A 20,291-nucleotide genomic window follows, 5' to 3' on the forward strand; every position below is an offset into this window, starting at 1 on the left:
TCACCGAACACGGCATGAACGCACCCGGTTGCGAGTTGCGCGCCGGGATGCGGGCAGCCGCATTGCCGGCACGTCGAGCGACCCTAGCGCGGCAAGGTCTCGAAACCTCGCCGCCCAAGCCGCCGGTTTGTAACCGGCCCGTGACCGCAAGGTACCAACACAGACGAGGAGACCAGATATGTTGCAGCAAGCAAGAATCAGAACCACGGCCGGCCGCGGCCGCCTGTTCGACAGCATTTTGGACACGGTCGGCGACACGCCGGTCATCCGCATCAACAATCTCGGCCCGGCCCACGCGACGATCTACGTCAAGGCCGAGTTCTTCAACCCGGCTGCCTCGGTGAAGGACCGGCTGGCGCTCAACATCATCGAGGAGGGCGAGCGCAGCGGCGCGTTGAAGCCGGGCCAGACCATCGTCGAGGCCACCAGCGGCAACACCGGCATCGGGCTCGCCATGGTCTGCGCGCAGAAAGCCTATCCGCTGGTCGTCACCATGGCCGACAGCTTTTCCGTCGAGCGCCGCAAGCTGATGCGCATGCTGGGTGCCAAGGTGGTGCTGACGCCGCGCGCCGAAAAGGGGTTCGGCATGTACAAGAAGGCCGTGGAGCTGGCCGAGGCCAATGGCTGGTTCCTGGCGCGACAGTTCGAAACCAGGGCCAACGCCGCCATCCACGAGGCGACGACGGCGCGCGAGATCATCAATGATTTCGCCGGCTCGCGGCTCGATTGCTTCGTCACCGGCTACGGCACAGGCGGCACAGTCGTCGGCGTGGCGCGCGTGCTGCGCCGTGAGCGGCCGGATGTGCGCATCATCCTGTCCGAGCCGGCCAACGCCCAGCTCATCGGCAGTGGCAAGGTGCAGCAGCGCGGTGCCGACGGGGCGCCCGCCGCCAGCCACCCGGCCTTCGAGCCGCATCCGATCCAGGGCTGGACGCCTGATTTCATCCCCAACGTGCTGCAGGAAGCGGTCGATGCCGGCCTCTATGACGAGGTGATGCCGATCGCCGGGCCCGAGGGCATCAAATGGGCCAAGGCGCTGGCGCAGAAGGAAGGCATCTTCACCGGCATTTCCGGCGGCGCCACCTTCGCCGTGGCGCGGCAGGTCGCCGAGAAGGCGCCGGCCGGATCGGTGATCCTGTGCATGCTGCCCGACACCGGCGAACGCTACATGACGACGCCGCTGTTCGACGACATCGATGCCGAGATGGACGCCGACGAGATGGCGCTGTCGCGCTCGACGCCCGGCTGCCAGTTCCCGGCGGCTTGACGGGAGGCTGTCATGGACGTCGCGCAGGAAACCCCTGGCACTGTGGCCGAGGAGACGCTTGACCCCCTGGACTGGGCCGATGTGCAGGCCCTGTCGCACCGGGTCATCGACGATGCCGTCGACTATCTGCGCGACGTGCGCGACCGTCCGGTCTGGCGGGAGGTGCCGGCTGACGTGAGGGAGGTCTTCGCCGCGCCCCTGCCGCGAACGCCGGCGCGGCTGGCCGCCGTCTATGGCGAGGTCTCCCGCACCGTGATGTCATACCCGATGGGCAACATCCATCCTCGCTTCTGGGCCTGGTACATGGGCTCGAGCAACTTCACCGGCGCGCTCGGCGATTTCCTGGCGGCGATCCAGGGTTCCAACCTCGGCGGCGGTAACCATGCCGCCGGGCTGATGGACTGCCAGGTCGTCAACTGGTGCAAGCAAATGCTGGGGTTTCCCATCTCGGCCAGCGGCACGCTGGTCAGCGGCGGTTCGATGGCCAACATGATCGGGCTGACGGTGGCGCGCAACGTTAAGGCCGGCATCGACGTGCGCGAGCACGGCGTCGCCGCCATCGAGAAGCCCCTGCGCTATTATGGCTCGGATCAGCTCCATTCCTGTCACCGCAAGGCCATGGAGGCGCTCGGCCTTGGCAACCGGGCCTTGCGGCGAATACCGACCGATTCCGGGCTGCGCATCGACATCGCCGCCTTGCGGGCGGCAATTGCCGAGGATCGTCAGGCGGGCTTCAAACCGGCCTGCGTCATCGGCAATGCGGGCACCGTCAACACCGGAGCGATCGACGACCTGCGGGCGCTTGCCAAGCTGGCGCATGAGGAAGACCTCTGGTTGCATGTCGATGGCTGCATCGGCGCCCTGGTCGCCATCGCTCCGCAGAACGCCCATCGCGTCGCCGGCATCGAATGGGCCGATTCGATCGCGCTCGATCCGCACAAATGGCTGCACGCGCCGTTCGAGGCCGGCTGCGCCCTGGTCAGGGACGCCCTCGCGCATCGCCGTACCTTCGCCGTGACGCCCGAATATCTGGAATCGACGCCGCGTGGTCTCGCCTCCGGCGAATGGCTGCACGACTATGGTTTGCAGACGTCGCGCGGCTTTCGCGCGCTCAAAGTATGGATGGCGCTGAAGGAGCATGGCATCGACAAATTCGGCCGCCTGATCGACCAGAACATCGCGCAAGCGGCCTATCTCGCCGGACTGATCGAGGACGAGCCGTCGCTGGTGCTGATGGCGCCGACCACGATCAACATCGTCTGCTTCCGGCATCGGCTTGCCGGGGCGTCCGGCGAGGAGCTTAAGCGGTTCAACACGGAGATCATGCTGCGTTTGCAGGAACAAGGCATTGCGGCACTGTCGGACACGACGGTGCAAGGCCAGCATTGCCTGCGCGTGGCGATCACCAACCACCGGACCCGGCGCGACGATCTTCACCTGCTGGTGCGGGAAACGCTGCGGCTGGGACGCCAGATCGCGGCGGAGGCGGCTTCCTAGTTCGCGGCGGCCATGCGAGTCTGCCGGCATGATTCGAAAGGTCCAATCGTGACGCTCTTTCGCGCGGCCACACTCGCGGCATTGGTTTTCACCACCTCGGCTGGGGCTGCCGACATGGCTTTCTTCGTCAAGAACCAGCGCGGGCAGGCCGTTGCGGTCGAACTGTTCAGCCGCGACCGCGAAACGGTCTGGCCGGGCGACGACAAGGTGTTCCTGATCGATCCCGGCTCACGCAAATCGGTGCCGATTTCGTGCAATGAGGGCGAACGCATCTGCTACGGCGCGTGGGTCAACGGCAATGACGCCATCTCGGCCGGCGTCGGCCCGGACAACGACCGGCCCTGCGACGATTGCTGTTTCATCTGCGTGGACCATTCGACCGAGACCGTCGACCTGGTGGAGTAGCGCCAATCTCCCCAAAATTAGTCCGGGATTGTCGCGGTCGCCCCCTTTAGCGATCGCCCGCCCCGTGCAATGCCCGCAAGGCGGCCGGGTGGGCCGTTTATTTTTGGGGGATATCATGTTCTACGCCTATGCGCGCCGCTCGCTGGCCGCGCTGTCTCTTGCCATGCTGCTGGTGCCGTCGGCCCATGCCGGCGACGTCACCTTCGCCATCAAGAACAGCCATCCCAATGCCATGCGCCTCGAGCTCTACAGCCAGGACCGCGACTATGTGTGGCCGGGCAACGGCAAGGATTTCTACCTCGATGACGGCGAGACCAGGCAACTGCCGGTCTCTTGCGACGAGGGCGAATCGATCTGCTACGGCGCCTGGGTCGACGGCGACGAAGGCACCTATTGGGGCGTCGGCCCCGGCGACAAGGAAAAATGCGACGATTGCTGCTATACCTGCAGCGGCGGCGAGACCGAGGAGATCGAACTGGTTCCCTGACCGGCTTGCCAGCTTGACGCTTTTCCTGCCTGGGGCATAGCCTGCAAGAACAGCACCCAAAGCACGCCGCATCCAGGCGGCGTGCGTCAGGCAACAGGAGCAAGGCGATGGCAGGTCCGGTCGAGGGCGAGAAGATAGACGTCGGCTTTGCCGGCCGGCGCTGCATCCATTCGCGCAATTGCGTGCTGGGCGATCCGCATGTCTTCGTGCCGAACGCGCCGGGAGAGTGGATCCATCCCGACGCGGCCAGCGTCGAGAAGATCGTCGCCATTGCCGAAAGCTGCCCGTCAGGCGCCATTACCTATGTCAGGAAGGATGGCGGGCCGCAGGAAAGGCCGCCGGTGGTCAACACCGTGCGCATCAGGGAAAACGGCCCGCTGGCCGTCCACGCCGAGATTATGCTCGACGGCGAGACGTTACACCGCGCCACGCTCTGCCGCTGCGGCGCGTCGCAGAACAAGCCGTTCTGCGACGGCAGCCACAACAAATCAGGGTTTGCCGCCACCGGCGAGCCGGCGCTGAAGGACACGCCGGCGCTGGACGCGCGCGACGGGCCACTCAAGGTTACGCCGACGAAAGACGGGCCGCTCAAGCTCGAAGGCAATGTCGAAATCGTCACCGGCACCGGCCACACGGTCGACCGCACGCAACGCGCCTTCCTATGCCGCTGCGGCCATTCGGCGAACAAGCCGTATTGCGATGGGTCGCATAAAAAGGTTGGGTTCGTGGGGTAGGTTGACCCTGCCATTGAAGCTGCCAATCTCCCCCCTCGTGGGGGAGATCGAACCCCTCCCGTGGCCCAGCGCTCTCAGCTTTATCGTCCGGCCGCTATAGGTTAAGGGCGAGAAGCATTTTCCTATCTGCTCGGGCCATCATCAGACATGACCAAGACCAAGCCAAAACCTCTTTTCCTCGGCATCGACACCGGCGGCACCTACACCGATGCCGTGCTGTGGTCCGAAACCGAAGGCCCGCAGAGCGGGCCGAACAAGGGAAAGGTGCTGGCCAAGGCCAAGGCTCTGACCACCAGGCACGATCTCGCCGTTGGCATTTCCGGCGCCGTCGACGCGGTTCTGGAAAAAGCGGTCACCGATCCGGCGGCCATCAAGCTTGTCTCCATGTCGACGACGCTTGCCACCAACGCGCTGGTCGAGGGCCAGGGTGGCCGCGTCGCGCTGGTGATGATCGGCTTTTCCGAGGCGGACCTTGCCCGCGATGGGCTGAAGGCGGCATTGGGCACCGATCCGGTCGTGTTCTGCCCCGGAGGCCACGATGTGCACGGCAATACCGCCAAGCTCGATCTGTCCGGCCTCGAGGCGGCGCTGCCCGGACTCGGCGGCTCGGTCTCGGGCTTTGCCGTCTGCGCCTATTTCGCCACCCGCAACCCGGCGCACGAGATCGCCGCCCGCGAGCTGATCCGGGAGAAAACCGGCCTGCCGGTCACCGCGAGCCATGAATTGTCGGCCAAGCTAGGCGGTCCGCGCCGGGCGCTGACGACGCTGCTCAACGCCCGGCTGATCTCGATGATCGACCGGCTGGTGGCGGCGACCGAGGGCTTTCTCGAGGCGCGCGGCATCGCGGCGCCCCTGATGGTGGTGCGCGGCGACGGTGCGCTGGTGTCGGCGGCGTTCGCCCGCCAGCGGCCGATCGAGACCATTCTGTCCGGCCCGGCCGCCAGCCTGGTCGGGGCGCACCACATGACCGGATTGGAAAACGCGGTGGTTTCCGACATCGGCGGCACCACCACCGACGTTGCCGTGCTCGACAAGGGCCGGCCGCGGCTCGATCCGGAAGGCGCCACCGTCGGCGGCTTTCGCACCATGGTCGAAGCGGTCGCCATGCGCACCTTCGGCCTCGGCGGCGATTCCGAAGTGGCGTTGGAAGACGGCGCTCTCAACCCCAGGCTCCTGCTTGGACCGCGCCGGCTGGTGCCGCTGGCGCTGGCCGGCATGGTGCATCGCGAGGCGGTTCTGGCGGAACTCGAGCGCCAGCTGCGCGCGCCGAACACCGGCCGCATGGACGGCCGTTTCGCGGTGCGCACCGGCGTGCCCGACCGTCTTGCCGCCGGGCTGACCGCTCCGGAAGCAAGGCTCTATGAAGCGATCGGCGCAATGCCTTTGCCTCTCGACAGGCTTTTGACCTCGAATGCCCAGAACGCCACCCTGAACCGCCTGGTGTCGCGCGGGCTGGTGCACATTTCAGGGTTCACGCCGTCGGATGCGGCGCATGTGCTTGGCAAGCAGGCGAACTGGGATGCCGCGGCCGCCCGCCTCGGCGCAGAGCTGTTTGCGCGCAAGCGCGACGGCCGCGGCCAGGCGATCGCGGCCTCTCCCGAGGCGATTTCGGAGCGCGTGCTGGCGGCGCTGACGCGCTGGTCGGCCGAATATATCCTCCAAACCGCCTTCGCCGAGGACGGGCTCGACGGTGCGTCCACCGTGGCGCATGCGCTGGTGCAGCGCGCCGTCGACGCGCATCCCGGCATTGCGCGCCTGAGCGTCGCGCTCGACCGGCCGGTGGTCGGCCTCGGTGCCTCCGCGCCGCTGCACTATGCCGGACTGCCGCCATTGGTCGGCAATGACTGCGTGGTGCCTGATGACACCGATGTCGCCAACGCGCTCGGCGCCGTTGTCGGCCAGGTCCGGGTATCGGCGGAGGCGCGCGTCAGCCAGCCCAAGGAAGGTCTGTTCCGTCTTGCCTCGGGCGAGACCGTGCGCGATTTCCTCGACGAGGCGGCGGCGATCGCGGCGGCCGAGGCCGATGTGCGCGCCATCGTCGCGGAGCGCGCCAGGGACGCCGGCACCGACAGCGCCGAGATCGATGTCGCGACCGAATTCCGCGTCTCCACCGTCGAAGCCCAGCGTATGTTCATCGAGGCGCATGTGGTGGCGGTGGCTTCGGGCAGGCCACGGATCGCGGTGTGATGGAGGGTGTAATCTCCCCCCTTGTGGGGGAGATGGCCGGCAGGCCAGAGGGGGCGCTGTCCCGCCAGCGTCTCGGAGCAGCGCCCGCTCATACTCGACGTCGACCGACTGCACGAAATACCGAAACTTGCCGAGGTCGGCATTCCTTCGCGCCCCCTCTGCCCTGCCGGGCATCTCCCCCACTTGGGGGGAGATTGGCAGCGTCGCCGCCGGCACCAAGCCTAAAAACCGCGCCTACCTGCCTTGCCTTCACCCTAAGCTGAATTGACCCTGCACTCCCAACATGCCAAAGGCCCGCGAAAGCCTTTCATCTGGAGCAGCCTGATGACCGATCGCGTCGAAATCGCCGGATTGCGGATCGCCCGCGAACTTCATGACTTCGTTGTCAACGAGGCCGCTCCGGGCACCGGCATCGATCCGGACAAATTCTGGAACGGCTTTTCGGCCATCGTCCACGACCTCGCTCCGAAGAACCGGGCACTGCTGGCAAAGCGCGACGCTATCCAGGAAAAGCTCGATGACTGGTATCGCGCCAATGGCGCGCCGGTCGACATGGAAGCCTACAAGGCCTTCCTGAAGGAGATCGGCTATCTCGTCCCCGAGGGCCCGACCTTCTCGGTGACGACCGAAAAGGTCGATCCCGAGATCGCCGTCGTCGCCGGGCCGCAGCTTGTGGTGCCGGTGATGAATGCGCGCTATGCGCTCAACGCCGCCAATGCGCGCTGGGGCTCGCTCTATGATGCGCTTTACGGCACCGACGCGATTCCCGAGACAGACGGCGCCGGGAAGGGCAACGGCTTCAACCCCGCGCGTGGTGCGAAAGTCGTCGCCTGGGCCAAGGACTTTCTCGACCAGTCGGTGCCGCTCACATCGGGCAAATGGGCCGGCGTCAACGGCCTTTCGCTGGCCAATGGCGCGCTGCGGCTCAGCGCCGGCGCCGGCTCGACCACCCTTGCCGATGTCAGGCAGTTCGTCGCCTATCGCGGCGATGCCGCCAACCCGCAAGCCGTGCTGCTGGTCAGCAACGGCCTGCATATCGAGATATTGATCGACCGCGACAACCAGATCGGCCGCACCGATCCGGCCGGCATCGCCGACATCATCCTGGAATCGGCGCTGACCACCATCCAGGACTGCGAGGATTCGGTCGCGGCGGTGGATGCGCAGGACAAGGTCGTCGTGTACCGCAACTGGCTCGGCCTGATGAAGGGCGACCTGGCCGAAGAGATCACCAAGGGCGGCCGGACCTTTGTCCGCAAGCTCAACCCCGATCGGTCCTATACCTCGCCCAATGGTGGCACGGTGACGCTGCCCGGCCGCTCGCTGATGCTGGTCAGGAATGTCGGCCACCTCATGACCAATCCGGCGATAACGGACCGAGACGGCAACGAGGTGCCGGAAGGCATCATGGACACCGCGCTGACCGCGCTGATCGCGCTGCACGATATCGGGCCGAACGGCCGCCGCGCCAATTCCCGCGCGGGCTCGATGTATGTCGTGAAGCCCAAGATGCATGGACCCGAGGAAGTCGCCTTCGCCGTCGAGATATTCGATCGCGTCGAGGCCTTGCTCGGCATGGCCGAAAATACCATCAAGATGGGCATCATGGACGAGGAGCGGCGCACCACCGTCAATCTCAAGGAGGCGATCCGCGCCGCCAGGGAGCGCGTCGTGTTCATCAACACCGGCTTCCTCGACCGCACCGGCGACGAGATCCACACCTCGATGGAAGCCGGCCCGATGATCCGCAAGGGCGACATGAAGCAGGCCGCCTGGATTTCCGCCTATGAGGCCTGGAATGTCGACACCGGGCTGGAATGCGGGCTTGCCGGCCATGCCCAGATCGGTAAGGGCATGTGGGCGATGCCCGATTTGATGGCGGCGATGCTCACCGAGAAGATCGCCCACCCCAAGGCCGGCGCCAACACCGCCTGGGTGCCTTCGCCGACCGCGGCGACGCTGCACGCCACCCATTATCACAAGGTCGATGTCCACGCCGTCCAGGCGGCGCTGAAGAGCCGGCCGAAGGCCAAGCTCGACGACATCCTGTCGGTGCCGGTCGCGGTGCGGCCCAACTGGTCGCCGGCCGATATCCAGGCGGAGCTCGACAACAATGCGCAAGGCATTCTGGGCTATGTCGTGCGCTGGATCGACCAGGGCGTCGGCTGCTCGAAAGTGCCAGATATCAACGATGTCGGCCTGATGGAGGACCGCGCCACGCTGCGCATCTCCTCCCAACACATCGCCAACTGGCTGCATCATGGCGTCTGCACGGCCGACCAGGTGATGGAAACGATGAAGCGCATGGCTGATATCGTCGACCAGCAGAACCAAGGCGACCCGCTCTACCGGCCGATGGCAGCCGATTTCGACGGCTCCGTCGCCTTCCAGGCCGCCTGCGACCTCGTCTTCAAGGGCCGCATCCAGCCCAACGGCTACACCGAGCCGGTGCTGCACGCGCGGAGATTGGAACTGAAGGCGAAGGGAGCGGCCTGAACCGGAGATTTGGAGCCGCCGGCGTTCCGTTCCCCTCCTCTCGAGCGAGAGCGCGCTACGCCGCCTGCGCCACCCGCTCCGAACTCATCCGGTAGGAGATCGCTTCGGCGAGATGAATGCGGCCGACGGTCTCGCTGGCGTCGAGATCGGCAAGTGTTCTCGCGACCTTCAGCACGCGGTGATAGGCCCGCGCCGAGAAGCCGAGCTTTTCGCTGGCGTCCTTGAGCAGCGACAGGCCCGATGCGTCGGGCATGGCGATCTCTTCGATGACCGCCGGCGCGCAATGCGCGTTTGTGGTGGCGCTGGTGACGCCGAGCCGTTCGAAGCGCTCGCGCTGGAGGGTGCGGGCACGCGCCACGCGCAGCGCCACGTCGGCGCTCTTCTCCGCCCGGTCGGGCCGGATCAGGTCGCTGGCCGAGACCGCCGGCACCTCGATCCTGAGATCGATGCGGTCGAGCAGCGGTCCCGAGATGCGCGCCTGGTAATCGGTGCGGCAGCGTTCGCCGCGCAGGCAGCGATAGCCGGGCTCGCCGGCCATGCCGCAGCGGCACGGGTTCATCGCCGCCACAAGCTGGATGCGCGCCGGATAGGTGACGCGGTGGTTGGCGCGCGCGATCATGCAGTCGCCGGTCTCGAGCGGCTGGCGCAACGCGTCGAGCGTCTGCGGCGTGAATTCGGGAAATTCGTCGAGGAACAGCACGCCGTGGTGCGCGAGCGACACCTCGCCCGGCCGCGCCCGGATGCCGCCGCCGACCATCGCCGCCATCGAGGCCGAATGGTGTGGCGCGCGGAACGGCCGCCGGTCGGTCAGCTTGCCCTCGCCGAGCTCGCCGGCGACGGAGGCGATCATCGATACTTCGAGCAATTCCTTCGGCGCCAGCGGCGGCAGGATCGACGGCAGCCGCTGCGCCAGCATGGACTTTCCCGATCCGGGCGGGCCGACCATGAGCAGGTTGTGCCCGCCGGCCGCCGCCACCTCCAGTGCCCGCTTGGCGGTTTCCTGGCCCTTGATATCGGCAAGATCGGGCAGGTCGCGCGCCGCGGCATGGATGCCGGCCTCCGGCCGGGACAGCACCTGCGTGCCGCGGAAATGATTGGCGATGGCAATCAGGCTGCGCGGCGCGAGTATGTCAAAGTCCTTGCCGGCCCAGGCGGCTTCCGGGCCGCAGGCGAAGGGGCAGATCAGGCCCTTGCCTTCAGAATTGGCCCCAATCGCGGCCGGCAAGGCGCCGGCGACGGCGGCGATAGTGCCGTCGAGCGATAGTTCGCCAAGCACGACATAGCCGGCCAGCATGTCGCCCGGAATGGCGCCAAGCGCCGCCATCAGGCCGAGCGCGATCGGCAAATCGTAGTGGCTGCCCTCCTTGGGCAGGTCGGCGGGCGCTAGGTTGACAGTGACCTTCTTGGACGGCATCGACAGGCCGGAAGCATGCAGTGCCGCCTGCACCCGTTCGCGGCTTTCGGCCACCGCTTTGTCGGCCAGGCCAACGATGTGCATGTTGACCTTGCCGGGCGCGATCATCACCTGCACGTCGACCGGCACGGCCTCGATGCCCTGGAAAGCAACCGTGCGAACCCGCGCCACCATGTCTTGCCCCCGGATCTGGGCTTGCCCCAAGCCTTTTGCAATCAGGCCGCGAAGGGCCTGGGCCGGAGACAATCACAGTTCCTCGGCTAAATCAAGAACATTACAGGAACACGCAATCGCTTGAGTTGCGGCGCGATTGTCTCCGGTTGCAAAAACGGAACATGGTTAATACAAAATGAAAACGGCTATTTCCGCTTGGCCTCCACCGCGTCCCAGAACAGGCTGGCGATGTCGGCGCCGCCGAAGCGTTTGACTTCGCGCACGCCGGTCGGCGAGGTCACGTTGATCTCGGTCATGTAGTCGCCGATGACGTCGATGCCGACGAGGATGAAGCCGCGTTCCCTCAGTGCCGGCCCGATGCGGGCGCAGATCTCGCGCTCGCGCTCGGTCAGCTCGGTCTTCTCGGCGCGGCCGCCGACATGCATGTTGGAGCGGGAATCGTGCTCGGCCGGCACCCGGTTGATGGCCCCGACCGGTTCGCCGTCGATCAGGATGATGCGCTTGTCGCCCTTGCGCACGTCCTTCAGGTAGCGCTGCACGATGTAGGGCTCACGGAACAACTGGCCGAACATTTCGAGCAGCGAGGCGAGGTTGCGGTCGGCCTCCAGCAGGTGGAAGATGCCCGCGCCGCCATTGCCGTAGAGCGGCTTGACGATGATGTCGCCGAATTCCTTGCGGAAGGCGGCGACCTCCTGGGGATCCTTGGTGATCAGCGTTTCCGGCATCAGGTCGGAAAACTCGGTGACGAAGATCTTTTCCGGGCTGTTGCGCACCCAGGCCGGGTCGTTGACCACCAGCGTCCTGGGGTGGATGCGCTCCAGTATGTGCGTGGTGGTGATGTAGTTCATGTCGAAGGGCGGATCCTGTCTCAGCAGGATCACGTCCATCTCCGACAGGTCGGTTCGCACCTTCTCCCCCAGCGAATAGTGGCTGCCCTTCTCGTCGCGTACCTGCATCTCCTCGATGCGGGCGAACACCTTGCCGTCGCGCAGCGACAGCCGGTCGGGCGTGTAGTGGTAGAGCTGATGGCCGCGCCGCTGCGCCTCCAGCGACAGCGCGAACGAAGTGTCTCCGGCGATCGACACGGTGGAGATGTGGTCCATCTGGACGGCGATTTTCAGCTTCATGGCAGGTCCCCAGCACGGTCGATGAGAGAGCGATATAAGGGTCCCGGCGCCTTCTGCCAATCGGGCCACGCCTCTAGCGGTCGAAGACCAGCCTGGAATAGCCGAGAAAGGACAGCGCCATGGCGGCCAGCGAAGCGAAAGCAAGGGCGGCCAATGGCGGGGTTGTCGGCAGGACGACAAGGATGGCGCAGTAGACCAGATAGTTGGCGATGCTGGTGGCTATGCCGATGCTGCCATAGCGGGCACCTTCCCGCACCAAGCCGCGGCTCGACGGCGAGAAGGTCAGATGCCGGTTTATCTGCCAGGTGACGCAGAGTGCAAAGCCGATGGACAGCATGCGGGCGCTGAAAGGGCCGAGCGGCGTGACGGCAAGCAGCAGCCAGAGGGCGGCCGCGTCGGCGACGAAGCCGATGCCGCCGGCAAAGAGGAAGCGGATAAGACGGCTCACCGCTTCATGCGGCGCGAGGCGTCTTGCCTGGGCCGGCCTTCGCGGCAGTCGGCTCGCTGGCGCGCTCGCGCCGCTCTATGCGGCCCGAAGGCATCGACAGGTAGAAGATGCGCTTCTGTTCGGCGCGGCCGCGCGACACCGAATCGAGGATCACCCCGGTCACACCGGCCAGCATAGAAAGCAAGAGCAGGCCTACCGACAGCACCCATGTCGGCATGCGCGGCACCAGCCCGGTCTCGGCGAATTCGACCAGCACCGGCGCCATCAGGAACAGGCTCGACGCCAGGAAGACCAGGGCGAAGGCGCCGAAGAAGCGCAGCGGCTGCGTTTCCTTCATCAGCATGGCGAACATCCAAAGGATCCTGGCGCCGTCGCGAAAGGTCGAAAGCTTCGACGACGAGCCGTCCGGCCGCTTGCCGTAATCGAGCGCGATCTCGCTGACGGGCAATTTGAGCTGCGAGGCATGAACAGACATTTCGGTCTCGATCTCGAAGCCGCCGGAGACGGCCGGGAAGCTTTTGACGAAGCGCCGGGTGAAGACCCGGTAGCCCGAGAATATGTCGGTGAAATCGCTGCCGAACAGCCCTTTATAGAGGCTGTTGAAGACGCGGTTGCCGAAGGCATGGCCGGTCCTGCCGGCATCGTTGGTGACGCCGCGCCGGGTGCCCACCACCATGTCGGAGCGCTCGGTCAGAAGCGTGTTGATCAATTGCGGCGCGTCTTCCGGCGCATAGGTGCCGTCGCCGTCGGCCATCAGGTAAATGTCGGCGTCGATGTCGGCGAACATGCGCCGCACCACATTGCCCTTGCCCTGGCGCGGTTCGCGCACCACGATGGCGCCGGCCGCGCGGGCCCTGAGCGCGGTCAGGTCGCGCGAATTGTTGTCGTAGACATAGACCGTCGCCAAAGGCAGCGTCTCGCGGAAGCGCCGCACCACCTCGGCGATCGTCAATTCCTCATTGTAGCAAGGCAGCAGCACGGCGATAGAGGGTTCGTAGCGAAGCTCTTGCGGCATTTTCCTCTCCGGGTGCCTCGCCGCCACGCGCGGTTCGCGCCGAAAGTCAGGCGCATTCAGGCGGTTTTACTATTTATTGAAGCCGTTAAGGCTAGGTTTAAGGCCGGACCGTACGAGTGTCGATTGGCCGGAAAGGCCCGGCATTCCTGCCAGAGGCGATGGGGATGAGCACAGCCAGCAACGGCGCTTCCACCTGGAAGTCCGACATAGCGTTTGCGTTGCTTGCCGCCTTGCTGCTGCTGGCGCTTGATCTTTATGCCGGATTCCCGCAACTGGCCAACCCGGCCGGCGACAATGACAGCCTGCTGCAACTGGTGGAGGTTCGCGACCTCCTGGCCGGCCAGGGCTGGTTCGACCTGCACCAGTACAGGATGGGGCTGGAGGGTGGCTTCGTCATGCACTGGTCGCGGCTGCTCGACGCCCCGCTGGCGCTCGGCATGCTTGCCCTGTCGGCCCTGACGGGCAGTGCCGCTTTGGGCGAGCAGGTCGTGCTGGTGCTTTGGCCCCTCCTGCAATTCTGGCTCGCGCTGTTCTCCATCATGCGCGCCGCGCGCGCTTTCGCCGGCGAGCACGCGGTCCTGCCCGCCGCGGTGGTCGGCGGAGCGGCCTTGTATTATCTCGGAATCTTCTCGCCCGGCGCGCTCGATCACCACAATGTCCAGCTGATGCTGACCCTGGCCGGCCTGGCTTTGCTGCTTGAAGCCCCTCGCCACCGGACCGCCGCCCTGTTTGCCGGCGCGTGCGCCACCCTGGCATTGGCGATCGGCATGGAAAGCGCCCCCTATGCTGGAACCCTGGGCGCCATCGTCGCCCTGCTGTTCCTCGTCAGCGGTGGCGGCGAAAGGCTGATCGCCAGGGATTTTGGCTTGGGCGTCACCGCCGTCTCGGCCCTTGTTTTCATCACTACCATACCGGCGTCGGCATGGGGGCAGACGCAGTGCGACACCTTCTCGACCGTGCACTTCGTGGTTGCCGCGCTTGCCGGCGCCGGCCTTGCGGTCATCGCCTCATGGGGCGCCGCCAATGCGACGTACGGCCGTCGCCTGGTCTCGCTCGGCCTGCTGGCGTTCGTGCTTATCCTTGTCGTGATGTTTCTGTTCCCGCAATGCCTGGCTGCCCCCTATGCCGGCCTCGACCCGCGCCTCCAGCAGATGTGGCTCGGTCATATCGACGAAGCGCAGTCGATATTCCAGCTCGTCGCGGCCGATCCGGCCAGAGCGGTGGCGCGCTTCGCGACGCCGCTGGTGGCGATCGTCCTGATGGCGCTGCGTCTCGGCAAGGGCGGCTGGCGGCGGCAGGACAGTCTCGTCGGCGCGCTGCTGGTGGTGGCTTTCCTGGTCAGCGCCTGGGAGGTCCGAGGCTCGACCTTCTCCATCGCCTTCGCGGTGATCCCGCTTTGCGCCTGGATCGCCAAATGGCGGCAGCGCGCCGAAAACAGTCCGTCCGGTGGCTCCGTGCTCCGTATGGCCGCAGCCTGGCTGATCTCGGTCAATGCGGTTTGGTCCAGCGCTGCCGAGGCGGCATCGAGCGCCTTCCAGACCGGTGCGGCCGTCACCAATGCCGGCATCGATGCACCTTGCAACAGCAAGGCCTCGTTCGCCGCGCTCGCCCGCATGCCTGACACCACGGTGCTGGCCATCTCCAATCTCGGCTCGCCGATCCTGGCCTTTACCGGTCATCGCGCGCTCGCTGGGCCCTACCACCGCAACGTCGCCGGAAACCTGCTCGTATTCGATGCCTTGCTGGGCTCGGCCACTGACGCGAAAGCCGTCGTGGCAAACCATCGCGTCGGGATTGTCGCGCTCTGCCGCGGCAATCCCGAAACCAGGCTTCTCGCAACCAAGGCGCCTGACGGCTTTCTGGCCGGGCTGATGCATGGCAGCGTGCCGGATTGGCTGGAACCGGTGGCGGAGACCCAGGGCGCGCCGCTGGAGCTCTATCGCGTTCGCACCGCCGGTTGAGAATCCGCCTGAGCGACGGCGCCCTTGAGCCCGGGCGGCTTTGCGGAGGGCAACGCGCTCCAGCGGCGAAAAATCGATTTTCCCGATACGTTTCCTAAAGGGTTTGCTGCCAGTCTCGGAAATAAATTCCGACTTCGAGAAACAGGGACACCGATGCAAACTTCGTTTGGCACCGGTCAGGCAAACAGGGAGAGCACGGATCTGGCATTCACCGATCCGTTGACCGGGCTTGGCAACCATCGCCGCTTCTTCGACAAGGTCGATCGCCTAATCAGCGACCGTGCCGACGATCCCGCGCCCTTCACCGTCGGCATTCTCGACCTTGATGGATTCAAGCCGATCAACGATCTGTTCGGCCACAAGGCCGGCGACGACATCCTGATCCAGGTGGCGATGCGCCTGCGCGCCTCGATGGACGGCCATTCCACCGTCTGCCGCATCGGCGCCGACGAATTCGCCTTCCTCTATCCGCTGGTGTTCAGCGAGGAGGCGGCCGCCGAAAAGTCGCGCATGCTGATCGAAATCCTGTCGGCCCCGTATGATGTCGGCGAACGCACGGCGAGGCTGTCGGCCTCCGTCGGCTGTTCGCTGTTCTATTCCGGCGACGAGACCACCGAGATCCTCATCAACAAGGCCGAAACGGCGCTTTACCATGCCAAGCGATCCGGCCGCGGCCGGGTCGTCGTCTATACCCGCGAAATGGAAGAGGCGGCCAAGCGCGTCACCCGCATCGAGCAGGCGCTGCGCCGCGCCGTCTCGGCCGGCGAGGTGGAGCCGCATTTCCAGCCGATCGTCGACCTCACCACGCGCCGCACCATCGGCTTCGAGACGCTGGCGCGCTGGACCGACCGCGATCTCGGCTCGGTGCCGCCGACCGTCTTCATTCCGATCGCCGAGGAGCGCGGCATCATCGGGCCGCTGTCGCAGCTAGTGCTGCGCAAGGCGACCGAGGCGGCGAGGAGTTGGCCGAAGGACCTGTTCCTGTCCTTCAACCTGTCGCCCTCGCAACTCGTCGACCAGAACACCGGCCTGCACATATTGGCGATCCTCGACCGTACGGGCTTCGATCCGCGCCGGCTGGAGATCGAGATTACCGAGACCGGCCTGATGAACGATCCGGCCTCGGCCGCGCAGATCGTCGAGGACCTGCGCCGCGTCGGCATCCGCGTCTCGCTCGACGATTTCGGCACCGGCCAGTCCTCGCTCGGGCGGCTGCGCGAATTCCATTTCGACAAGTTGAAGATCGACCGCGCCTTCGTCTCCTCCATTCTCGATGACCGCCCGTCGGAGCACATCATCCGCGCCATTCTCGCAATGTGCGAAGGGCTCGGCATGGATGTCGTCGCCGAAGGCATCGAGGAAGAGGCGCAGGCCGACCGCCTCGTCCAGTTCGGCTGCGCCGGTGGGCAGGGCTATCTGTTCGGCAAGCCGGCCGATGCCGACGCCACGCTCGGCTATCTCCGCGATTCCTTCCGCGGCGCCTTGCGCGCCAAGGCAATCTGACCGGGCGATTGACCGGTCCTCGATCGAGGACCGGCCGTGCCTGTGCGTGGTCTCCAGGCTTTTTGTCAGACATAAGCCTCAAAATCCGTCTTTTCGCCCTTGCCCGCCGGATCGGTCTGGCTAGGATGCGCGCCGGTCAACCCGGGAGACGAAAACCATGATGCCATCGGCACGTTTTGCCGACCTCGAAGGCGCTTCGGTGCTGATCACCGGCGGCGGCTCCGGCATTGGCGCGGCATTGACCGAGGGTTTCATGCGCCAGGGCGCCAAGGTCGCCTTCATCGACATCGCCGACAAGCCCAGCACCGCGCTTGCCGACCGCATCGAGAAAGAGCTCGGCCGCCGGCCGCTCTACCTCAAGTCCGATCTGCGCGACATCGAAGCGCTCCGGGCGTCTGCCGCGAAGGCGGCCGAAGCGCATGGCGACGTCACCGTGCTGGTCAACAATGCCGCCTGGGACGAACGCCACGCCGTCGAAGACGTGACGGTGGAGTTTTGGGACAACAACCAGGCGATCAACCTCAGACCGCATTTCTTCACCGCGCAGGCGGTGGCGCCGGGCATGAAGCGGGCCGGCGGCGGCTCGATCATCAATTTCACCTCGACCTCCTACCTGATCAACCACCCCGACATGCCGGCCTACACCGCCGCCAAGGCGGGCATACTCGGCCTCACCAAGGGTTTGGCCGGCAAGCTCGGGCCCGACCGTATCCGCGTCAACGCCGTCGCGCCCGGCTGGGTCATCACGGAACGGCAGCAGGAACGCTGGGTGACGGAGCAGGCGCTTGCCTCTCATGTCGCCAAGCAGTGCATCAAGGACGTCATGCGGCCGGACGATTTGGTCGGCACCGTGCTGTTCCTGGCCTCGGACGCCTCGCGCATGCTGACCGCGCAAATGCTGATCGTCGACGGAGGTTTCCTGTGAGCCCCGGGTTTGCCGGCCCCCGATTTGTCGGCAATGTGCCGGCGGTCGCGGCGCTCGATTGGGGCACGACCCGGCTTCGTGCCTGGCTGATCGACGGCGGCGGCAAGGTGCTTGCCGAGCGTCGCGGCGACGACGGACTGATCACCGCGCGCGAGAAGGGCTTTTCCCGGGTTCTCGAGGGTCATCTCGCCGCCATGGGCGCGCCGGAAACGCTGCCCGTCATCATCTGCGGCATGGCAGGCTCGCGCCAGGGCTGGCTCGAAGCGCCCTATGTCACGCTGCCGGCGCCGATCGGCGCCATCCTGGCCGGCGCGGCCCGCATCCCGGGGGAGAGCCGCGACATTCGTATCGTGCCCGGCCTTGCCCAACGCCTGGCCGATGCGCCAGACGTCATGCGCGGCGAGGAGACACAGCTTGCCGGCGCCGGTTTGCCGGCAAAGGGGCGTGAAATCGTCTGCATGCCGGGCACCCATTCGAAATGGGTTCTGGTTGAGGACGGCGCCGTTGCCGGCTTCGGCACATGGCCGACCGGCGAGCTGTTCTCGGTGCTGGCCGCGCATTCGATCCTGCGCCATTCGCTCGGCGAGCATCCCAAGCCGGTCGACCCGCAGAACCCTTTCTTCCGCCGCTGGTGTGGTGCGGCGTTGACCGAAGGTGGCGACGTCACCGCAAAACTGTTCTCGATCCGCGCCGCCGGTCTGCTCCAGGACATGAAGGCCGACGATGCCGCGGCCTGCCTGTCGGGCCTGCTGATCGGCGGCGAGATCGCCTCGGCGAGGCGCCGCCAGGCCGCGGGCGCCACATCGGTGGTGCTGATTGCCTCCGGCGCGCTTGCGGCGCTTTATCGGCAGGCGCTCGGCCTTGCCGGGCTTGGCGTGCGGACCGTCGACGCGGATGAGGCGGTGCGTGCCGGCCTGGTCGAGGCGGCGCGCGAAAACGGCATGATCGCCAGAACCGGAGTTGCCTGATGAACCAGACCGCTGCGTTCCCGAAGCTCAAGCGCGGGCTGGTCGCCATCCTGCGCGGCCTCAAGCCTGCCGAGGCGGTGGCGATCGGCCAGGCGGTCTTCGATGCCGGCATCGAGGCGATCGAGGTGCCGCTCAATTCACCCGATCCGTTCGCGTCCATCGCCGCCATCGTCAAGGCGCTGCCGCCGGCCGCGCTGGTCGGCGCCGGCACGGTGCTGACGCCGGCCGATGTCGATGGCTTGCACGAAGCCGGCGGCCGGCTGCTGGTCAGTCCCAACATCGATGCCGAGGTGATGGAACGCGCGCTGCAATACGGCATGGTCACCATGCCCGGCGTGTTCACGCCCACGGAGGCCTTCCTGGCGATCCGGCTCGGCGCCTCGGCGCTGAAATTCTTCCCGGCAAGCGTGCTCGGCGCGTCGGGCATTTCCGCCATCCGCGCGGTGCTGCCGGCTTCGACATTGGTCGGCGCGGTCGGCGGCGTCTCAGAGAAGGACTTTGCCGGCTACAAGGCGGCCGGCGTCACGGTTTTCGGGCTTGGTTCCAGCCTGTTCAAGCCGGGCATGAGCGTCGAAGACGTGGCCGCGCGGGCCCAGGCGGCGGTGACGGCCTGGGACGCGGTGTTCGGCGGAGACGCAGGATGAGCGAAGCGATCGTTTCGGTTTTTTCCGACCATGTCTGCCAGCTCGGCGAGGGGCCGAGCTACGACCCCGCCACAGACACGCTCTACTGGTTCGACATAGTCAAGGGCCATCTCCTGGAAAAGCGCCTGTCCGGCGGCGCGGCCCAGGTGCACGAGCTTGGCCGGATGGCCAGCGCTATCGCCATCATCGACGACAAGCGCCAGCTGATCGCCACCGAAACCGGGCTTTTTGTCCGCGACGTCGCCACCGGCAGGATGACGCTGCACACACCTGTCGAGGCCGACAATCCGGTCACCCGTTCCAACGATTCCCGCGTCCATCCCTGCGGCGCCCTTTGGACCGGCACGATGGGCAAGGGCGAGGAGAAGGGCGCCGGCGCGATCTACTGGTTCTTCAAGGGCGAATTGCGCAAGCTGTTCTCCGACATCACCGTGTCGAACTCGATCTGTTTTTCCGCGGACGGCGCGCTCGCTTATTACACCGACACCTCGACCGGCCTGTTGATGCGCGTCGCTTGCGATCCGGCGACCGGCCTGCCGGCGGGCGAGCCGAAAGTGTTCGTTGATCACCGGTCGGCCAAGGGCTTCGTCGACGGCTCCGTGCTCGACCGCGACGGCATCCTGTGGAATGCCGTCTGGGGCGGCAAGGTGGTTAAGGGCTACGCCCCGGACGGCAAGCTGGTGCGCACGATCGCCATGCCGGTGACGCAGCCTTCCTGCCCGGCCTTTGTCGGCAAGAACGCCAGCCGGCTGGCGGTTACATCGGCCTGGCACGGCAAGGACGACAAGCAGCGTCAGCTCGACCCTCAGGCCGGCATGACCTTCCTCCTCGACATCGAGGTCAATGGCCGGTTCGAGCCCCGCGTGCTGATCGCCTAGGGCACCTCAGGTGATGCCGGCCTTTTCGGCTCGGCCTGACGCGAGTCTCGGTACCCCGATGCACCGCGTCTGACGGGATCATTCGGCCGGCTGTCACGCAGGCGTCCGGCCCGCGTCGGTTTCGCGAAAGCCTGGCGTCTTCGCCATGCGATGGTGTGGAA

Annotated in this window: 17 protein-coding genes; 13 read left to right on the top strand and 4 right to left on the bottom strand. The window is 66.2% G+C overall.

Annotated elements, in window-relative coordinates:
• Positions 1-178 precede the first annotated feature (178 nt).
• From FJ867_RS03565 to FJ867_RS03595, 7 genes are all read left to right on the top strand, one after another.
• Entirely contained in the window at positions 179-1,267 is a 1,089-nt protein-coding gene (locus FJ867_RS03565) for a pyridoxal-phosphate dependent enzyme (RefSeq protein WP_140816563.1), read from the top strand.
• 12 nt (positions 1,268-1,279) lie between these two features.
• Positions 1,280-2,764, top strand: coding sequence for an aspartate aminotransferase family protein (locus FJ867_RS03570; RefSeq protein WP_140816565.1), 1,485 nt, complete (start codon positions 1,280-1,282; stop codon positions 2,762-2,764).
• 48 nt (positions 2,765-2,812) lie between these two features.
• Positions 2,813-3,169 (top strand): hypothetical protein, encoded by a 357-nt coding sequence (locus FJ867_RS03575; RefSeq protein WP_140554686.1) that lies wholly within the window; start codon positions 2,813-2,815, stop codon positions 3,167-3,169.
• A gap of 115 nt (positions 3,170-3,284) precedes the next feature.
• A complete protein-coding gene (locus FJ867_RS03580) occupies positions 3,285-3,656 on the top strand; it encodes a hypothetical protein (protein WP_140491675.1) in 372 nt (123 codons plus the stop codon).
• Positions 3,657-3,763: 107 nt separating this feature from the next.
• Positions 3,764-4,390, top strand: coding sequence for a CDGSH iron-sulfur domain-containing protein (locus tag FJ867_RS03585; RefSeq protein ID WP_140491673.1), 627 nt, complete (start codon positions 3,764-3,766; stop codon positions 4,388-4,390).
• Between the two features lie 147 nt (positions 4,391-4,537).
• On the top strand, positions 4,538-6,577 hold the full coding sequence (locus tag FJ867_RS03590) for a hydantoinase/oxoprolinase family protein (RefSeq protein ID WP_140655171.1): 2,040 nt from the start codon (positions 4,538-4,540) through the stop codon (positions 6,575-6,577).
• A gap of 324 nt (positions 6,578-6,901) precedes the next feature.
• A complete protein-coding gene (locus tag FJ867_RS03595; protein WP_140816567.1) occupies positions 6,902-9,073 on the top strand; it encodes a malate synthase G in 2,172 nt (723 codons plus the stop codon).
• A gap of 55 nt (positions 9,074-9,128) precedes the next feature.
• Here FJ867_RS03595 and FJ867_RS03600 read toward each other — a convergent pair whose 3' ends face one another.
• The 4 genes from FJ867_RS03600 to FJ867_RS03615 form a co-directional block, all read right to left on the bottom strand.
• Positions 9,129-10,661 carry a YifB family Mg chelatase-like AAA ATPase gene (locus FJ867_RS03600; RefSeq protein WP_140514180.1) on the bottom strand — a complete coding sequence of 511 codons (1,533 nt, stop codon included), beginning with the start codon at positions 10,659-10,661 and terminating at the stop codon, positions 9,129-9,131.
• Positions 10,662-10,846: 185 nt separating this feature from the next.
• The gene (gene gshB / locus FJ867_RS03605; protein ID WP_140514181.1) at positions 10,847-11,788 is read right to left on the bottom strand and encodes a glutathione synthase; all 942 of its coding nucleotides are present in this window, start codon (positions 11,786-11,788) and stop codon (positions 10,847-10,849) included.
• A gap of 73 nt (positions 11,789-11,861) precedes the next feature.
• Complete coding sequence (locus tag FJ867_RS03610) at positions 11,862-12,236, bottom strand: GtrA family protein (RefSeq protein ID WP_140514183.1); 375 nt, start codon at positions 12,234-12,236, stop codon at positions 11,862-11,864.
• Between the two features lie 4 nt (positions 12,237-12,240).
• Entirely contained in the window at positions 12,241-13,251 is a 1,011-nt protein-coding gene (locus FJ867_RS03615) for a glycosyltransferase (protein WP_140625268.1), read from the bottom strand.
• Positions 13,252-13,415: 164 nt separating this feature from the next.
• On the opposite strand from FJ867_RS03615, the gene FJ867_RS03620 reads away from it, so the two are divergent.
• From FJ867_RS03620 to FJ867_RS03645, 6 genes are all read left to right on the top strand, one after another.
• Positions 13,416-15,212: a GtrA family protein gene (locus FJ867_RS03620; protein ID WP_140816568.1), complete on the top strand. Its 1,797-nt coding sequence runs from the start codon at positions 13,416-13,418 to the stop codon at positions 15,210-15,212.
• 153 nt (positions 15,213-15,365) lie between these two features.
• Complete coding sequence (locus tag FJ867_RS03625; RefSeq protein ID WP_140491655.1) at positions 15,366-16,715, top strand: EAL domain-containing protein; 1,350 nt, start codon at positions 15,366-15,368, stop codon at positions 16,713-16,715.
• Between the two features lie 157 nt (positions 16,716-16,872).
• Positions 16,873-17,640, top strand: coding sequence for an SDR family oxidoreductase (locus FJ867_RS03630; protein ID WP_140491653.1), 768 nt, complete (start codon positions 16,873-16,875; stop codon positions 17,638-17,640).
• Positions 17,637-18,608: a 2-dehydro-3-deoxygalactonokinase gene (locus FJ867_RS03635; protein ID WP_140514187.1), complete on the top strand. Its 972-nt coding sequence runs from the start codon at positions 17,637-17,639 to the stop codon at positions 18,606-18,608. Before FJ867_RS03630 ends, FJ867_RS03635 begins: the two co-directional genes overlap by 4 nt.
• Entirely contained in the window at positions 18,608-19,252 is a 645-nt protein-coding gene (locus FJ867_RS03640) for a 2-dehydro-3-deoxy-6-phosphogalactonate aldolase (protein ID WP_140816570.1), read from the top strand. The genes FJ867_RS03635 and FJ867_RS03640 overlap by 1 nt, the downstream gene beginning before the upstream one ends.
• Positions 19,249-20,130 (top strand): SMP-30/gluconolactonase/LRE family protein, encoded by an 882-nt coding sequence (locus FJ867_RS03645; RefSeq protein ID WP_140491648.1) that lies wholly within the window; start codon positions 19,249-19,251, stop codon positions 20,128-20,130. The genes FJ867_RS03640 and FJ867_RS03645 overlap by 4 nt, the downstream gene beginning before the upstream one ends.
• The last annotated feature ends 161 nt before the right edge of the window (positions 20,131-20,291 follow it).

Origin of the sequence: Mesorhizobium sp. B2-5-3, assembly GCF_006441005.1 — a bacterium.
In the GTDB taxonomy this organism is placed as follows: domain Bacteria; phylum Pseudomonadota; class Alphaproteobacteria; order Rhizobiales; family Rhizobiaceae; genus Mesorhizobium.

Excerpts from the sequence above, each read along its gene's own strand:
- FJ867_RS03565 (WP_140816563.1), top strand. The coding sequence starts at position 179 with ATGTTGCAGCAAGCAAGAATCAGAACCACGGCCGGCCGCGGCCGCCTG.
- FJ867_RS03570 (WP_140816565.1), top strand. The coding sequence starts at position 1,280 with ATGGACGTCGCGCAGGAAACCCCTGGCACTGTGGCCGAGGAGACGCTT.
- FJ867_RS03580 (WP_140491675.1), top strand. The coding sequence starts at position 3,285 with ATGTTCTACGCCTATGCGCGCCGCTCGCTGGCCGCGCTGTCTCTTGCC.
- FJ867_RS03585 (WP_140491673.1), top strand. The coding sequence starts at position 3,764 with ATGGCAGGTCCGGTCGAGGGCGAGAAGATAGACGTCGGCTTTGCCGGC.
- FJ867_RS03590 (WP_140655171.1), top strand. The coding sequence starts at position 4,538 with ATGACCAAGACCAAGCCAAAACCTCTTTTCCTCGGCATCGACACCGGC.
- FJ867_RS03595 (WP_140816567.1), top strand. The coding sequence starts at position 6,902 with ATGACCGATCGCGTCGAAATCGCCGGATTGCGGATCGCCCGCGAACTT.
- FJ867_RS03600 (WP_140514180.1), bottom strand. The coding sequence starts at position 10,661 with ATGGTGGCGCGGGTTCGCACGGTTGCTTTCCAGGGCATCGAGGCCGTG.
- gshB (WP_140514181.1), bottom strand. The coding sequence starts at position 11,788 with ATGAAGCTGAAAATCGCCGTCCAGATGGACCACATCTCCACCGTGTCG.
- FJ867_RS03615 (WP_140625268.1), bottom strand. The coding sequence starts at position 13,251 with ATGCCGCAAGAGCTTCGCTACGAACCCTCTATCGCCGTGCTGCTGCCT.
- FJ867_RS03620 (WP_140816568.1), top strand. The coding sequence starts at position 13,416 with ATGAGCACAGCCAGCAACGGCGCTTCCACCTGGAAGTCCGACATAGCG.
- FJ867_RS03625 (WP_140491655.1), top strand. The coding sequence starts at position 15,366 with ATGCAAACTTCGTTTGGCACCGGTCAGGCAAACAGGGAGAGCACGGAT.
- FJ867_RS03630 (WP_140491653.1), top strand. The coding sequence starts at position 16,873 with ATGATGCCATCGGCACGTTTTGCCGACCTCGAAGGCGCTTCGGTGCTG.
- FJ867_RS03640 (WP_140816570.1), top strand. The coding sequence starts at position 18,608 with ATGAACCAGACCGCTGCGTTCCCGAAGCTCAAGCGCGGGCTGGTCGCC.
- FJ867_RS03645 (WP_140491648.1), top strand. The coding sequence starts at position 19,249 with ATGAGCGAAGCGATCGTTTCGGTTTTTTCCGACCATGTCTGCCAGCTC.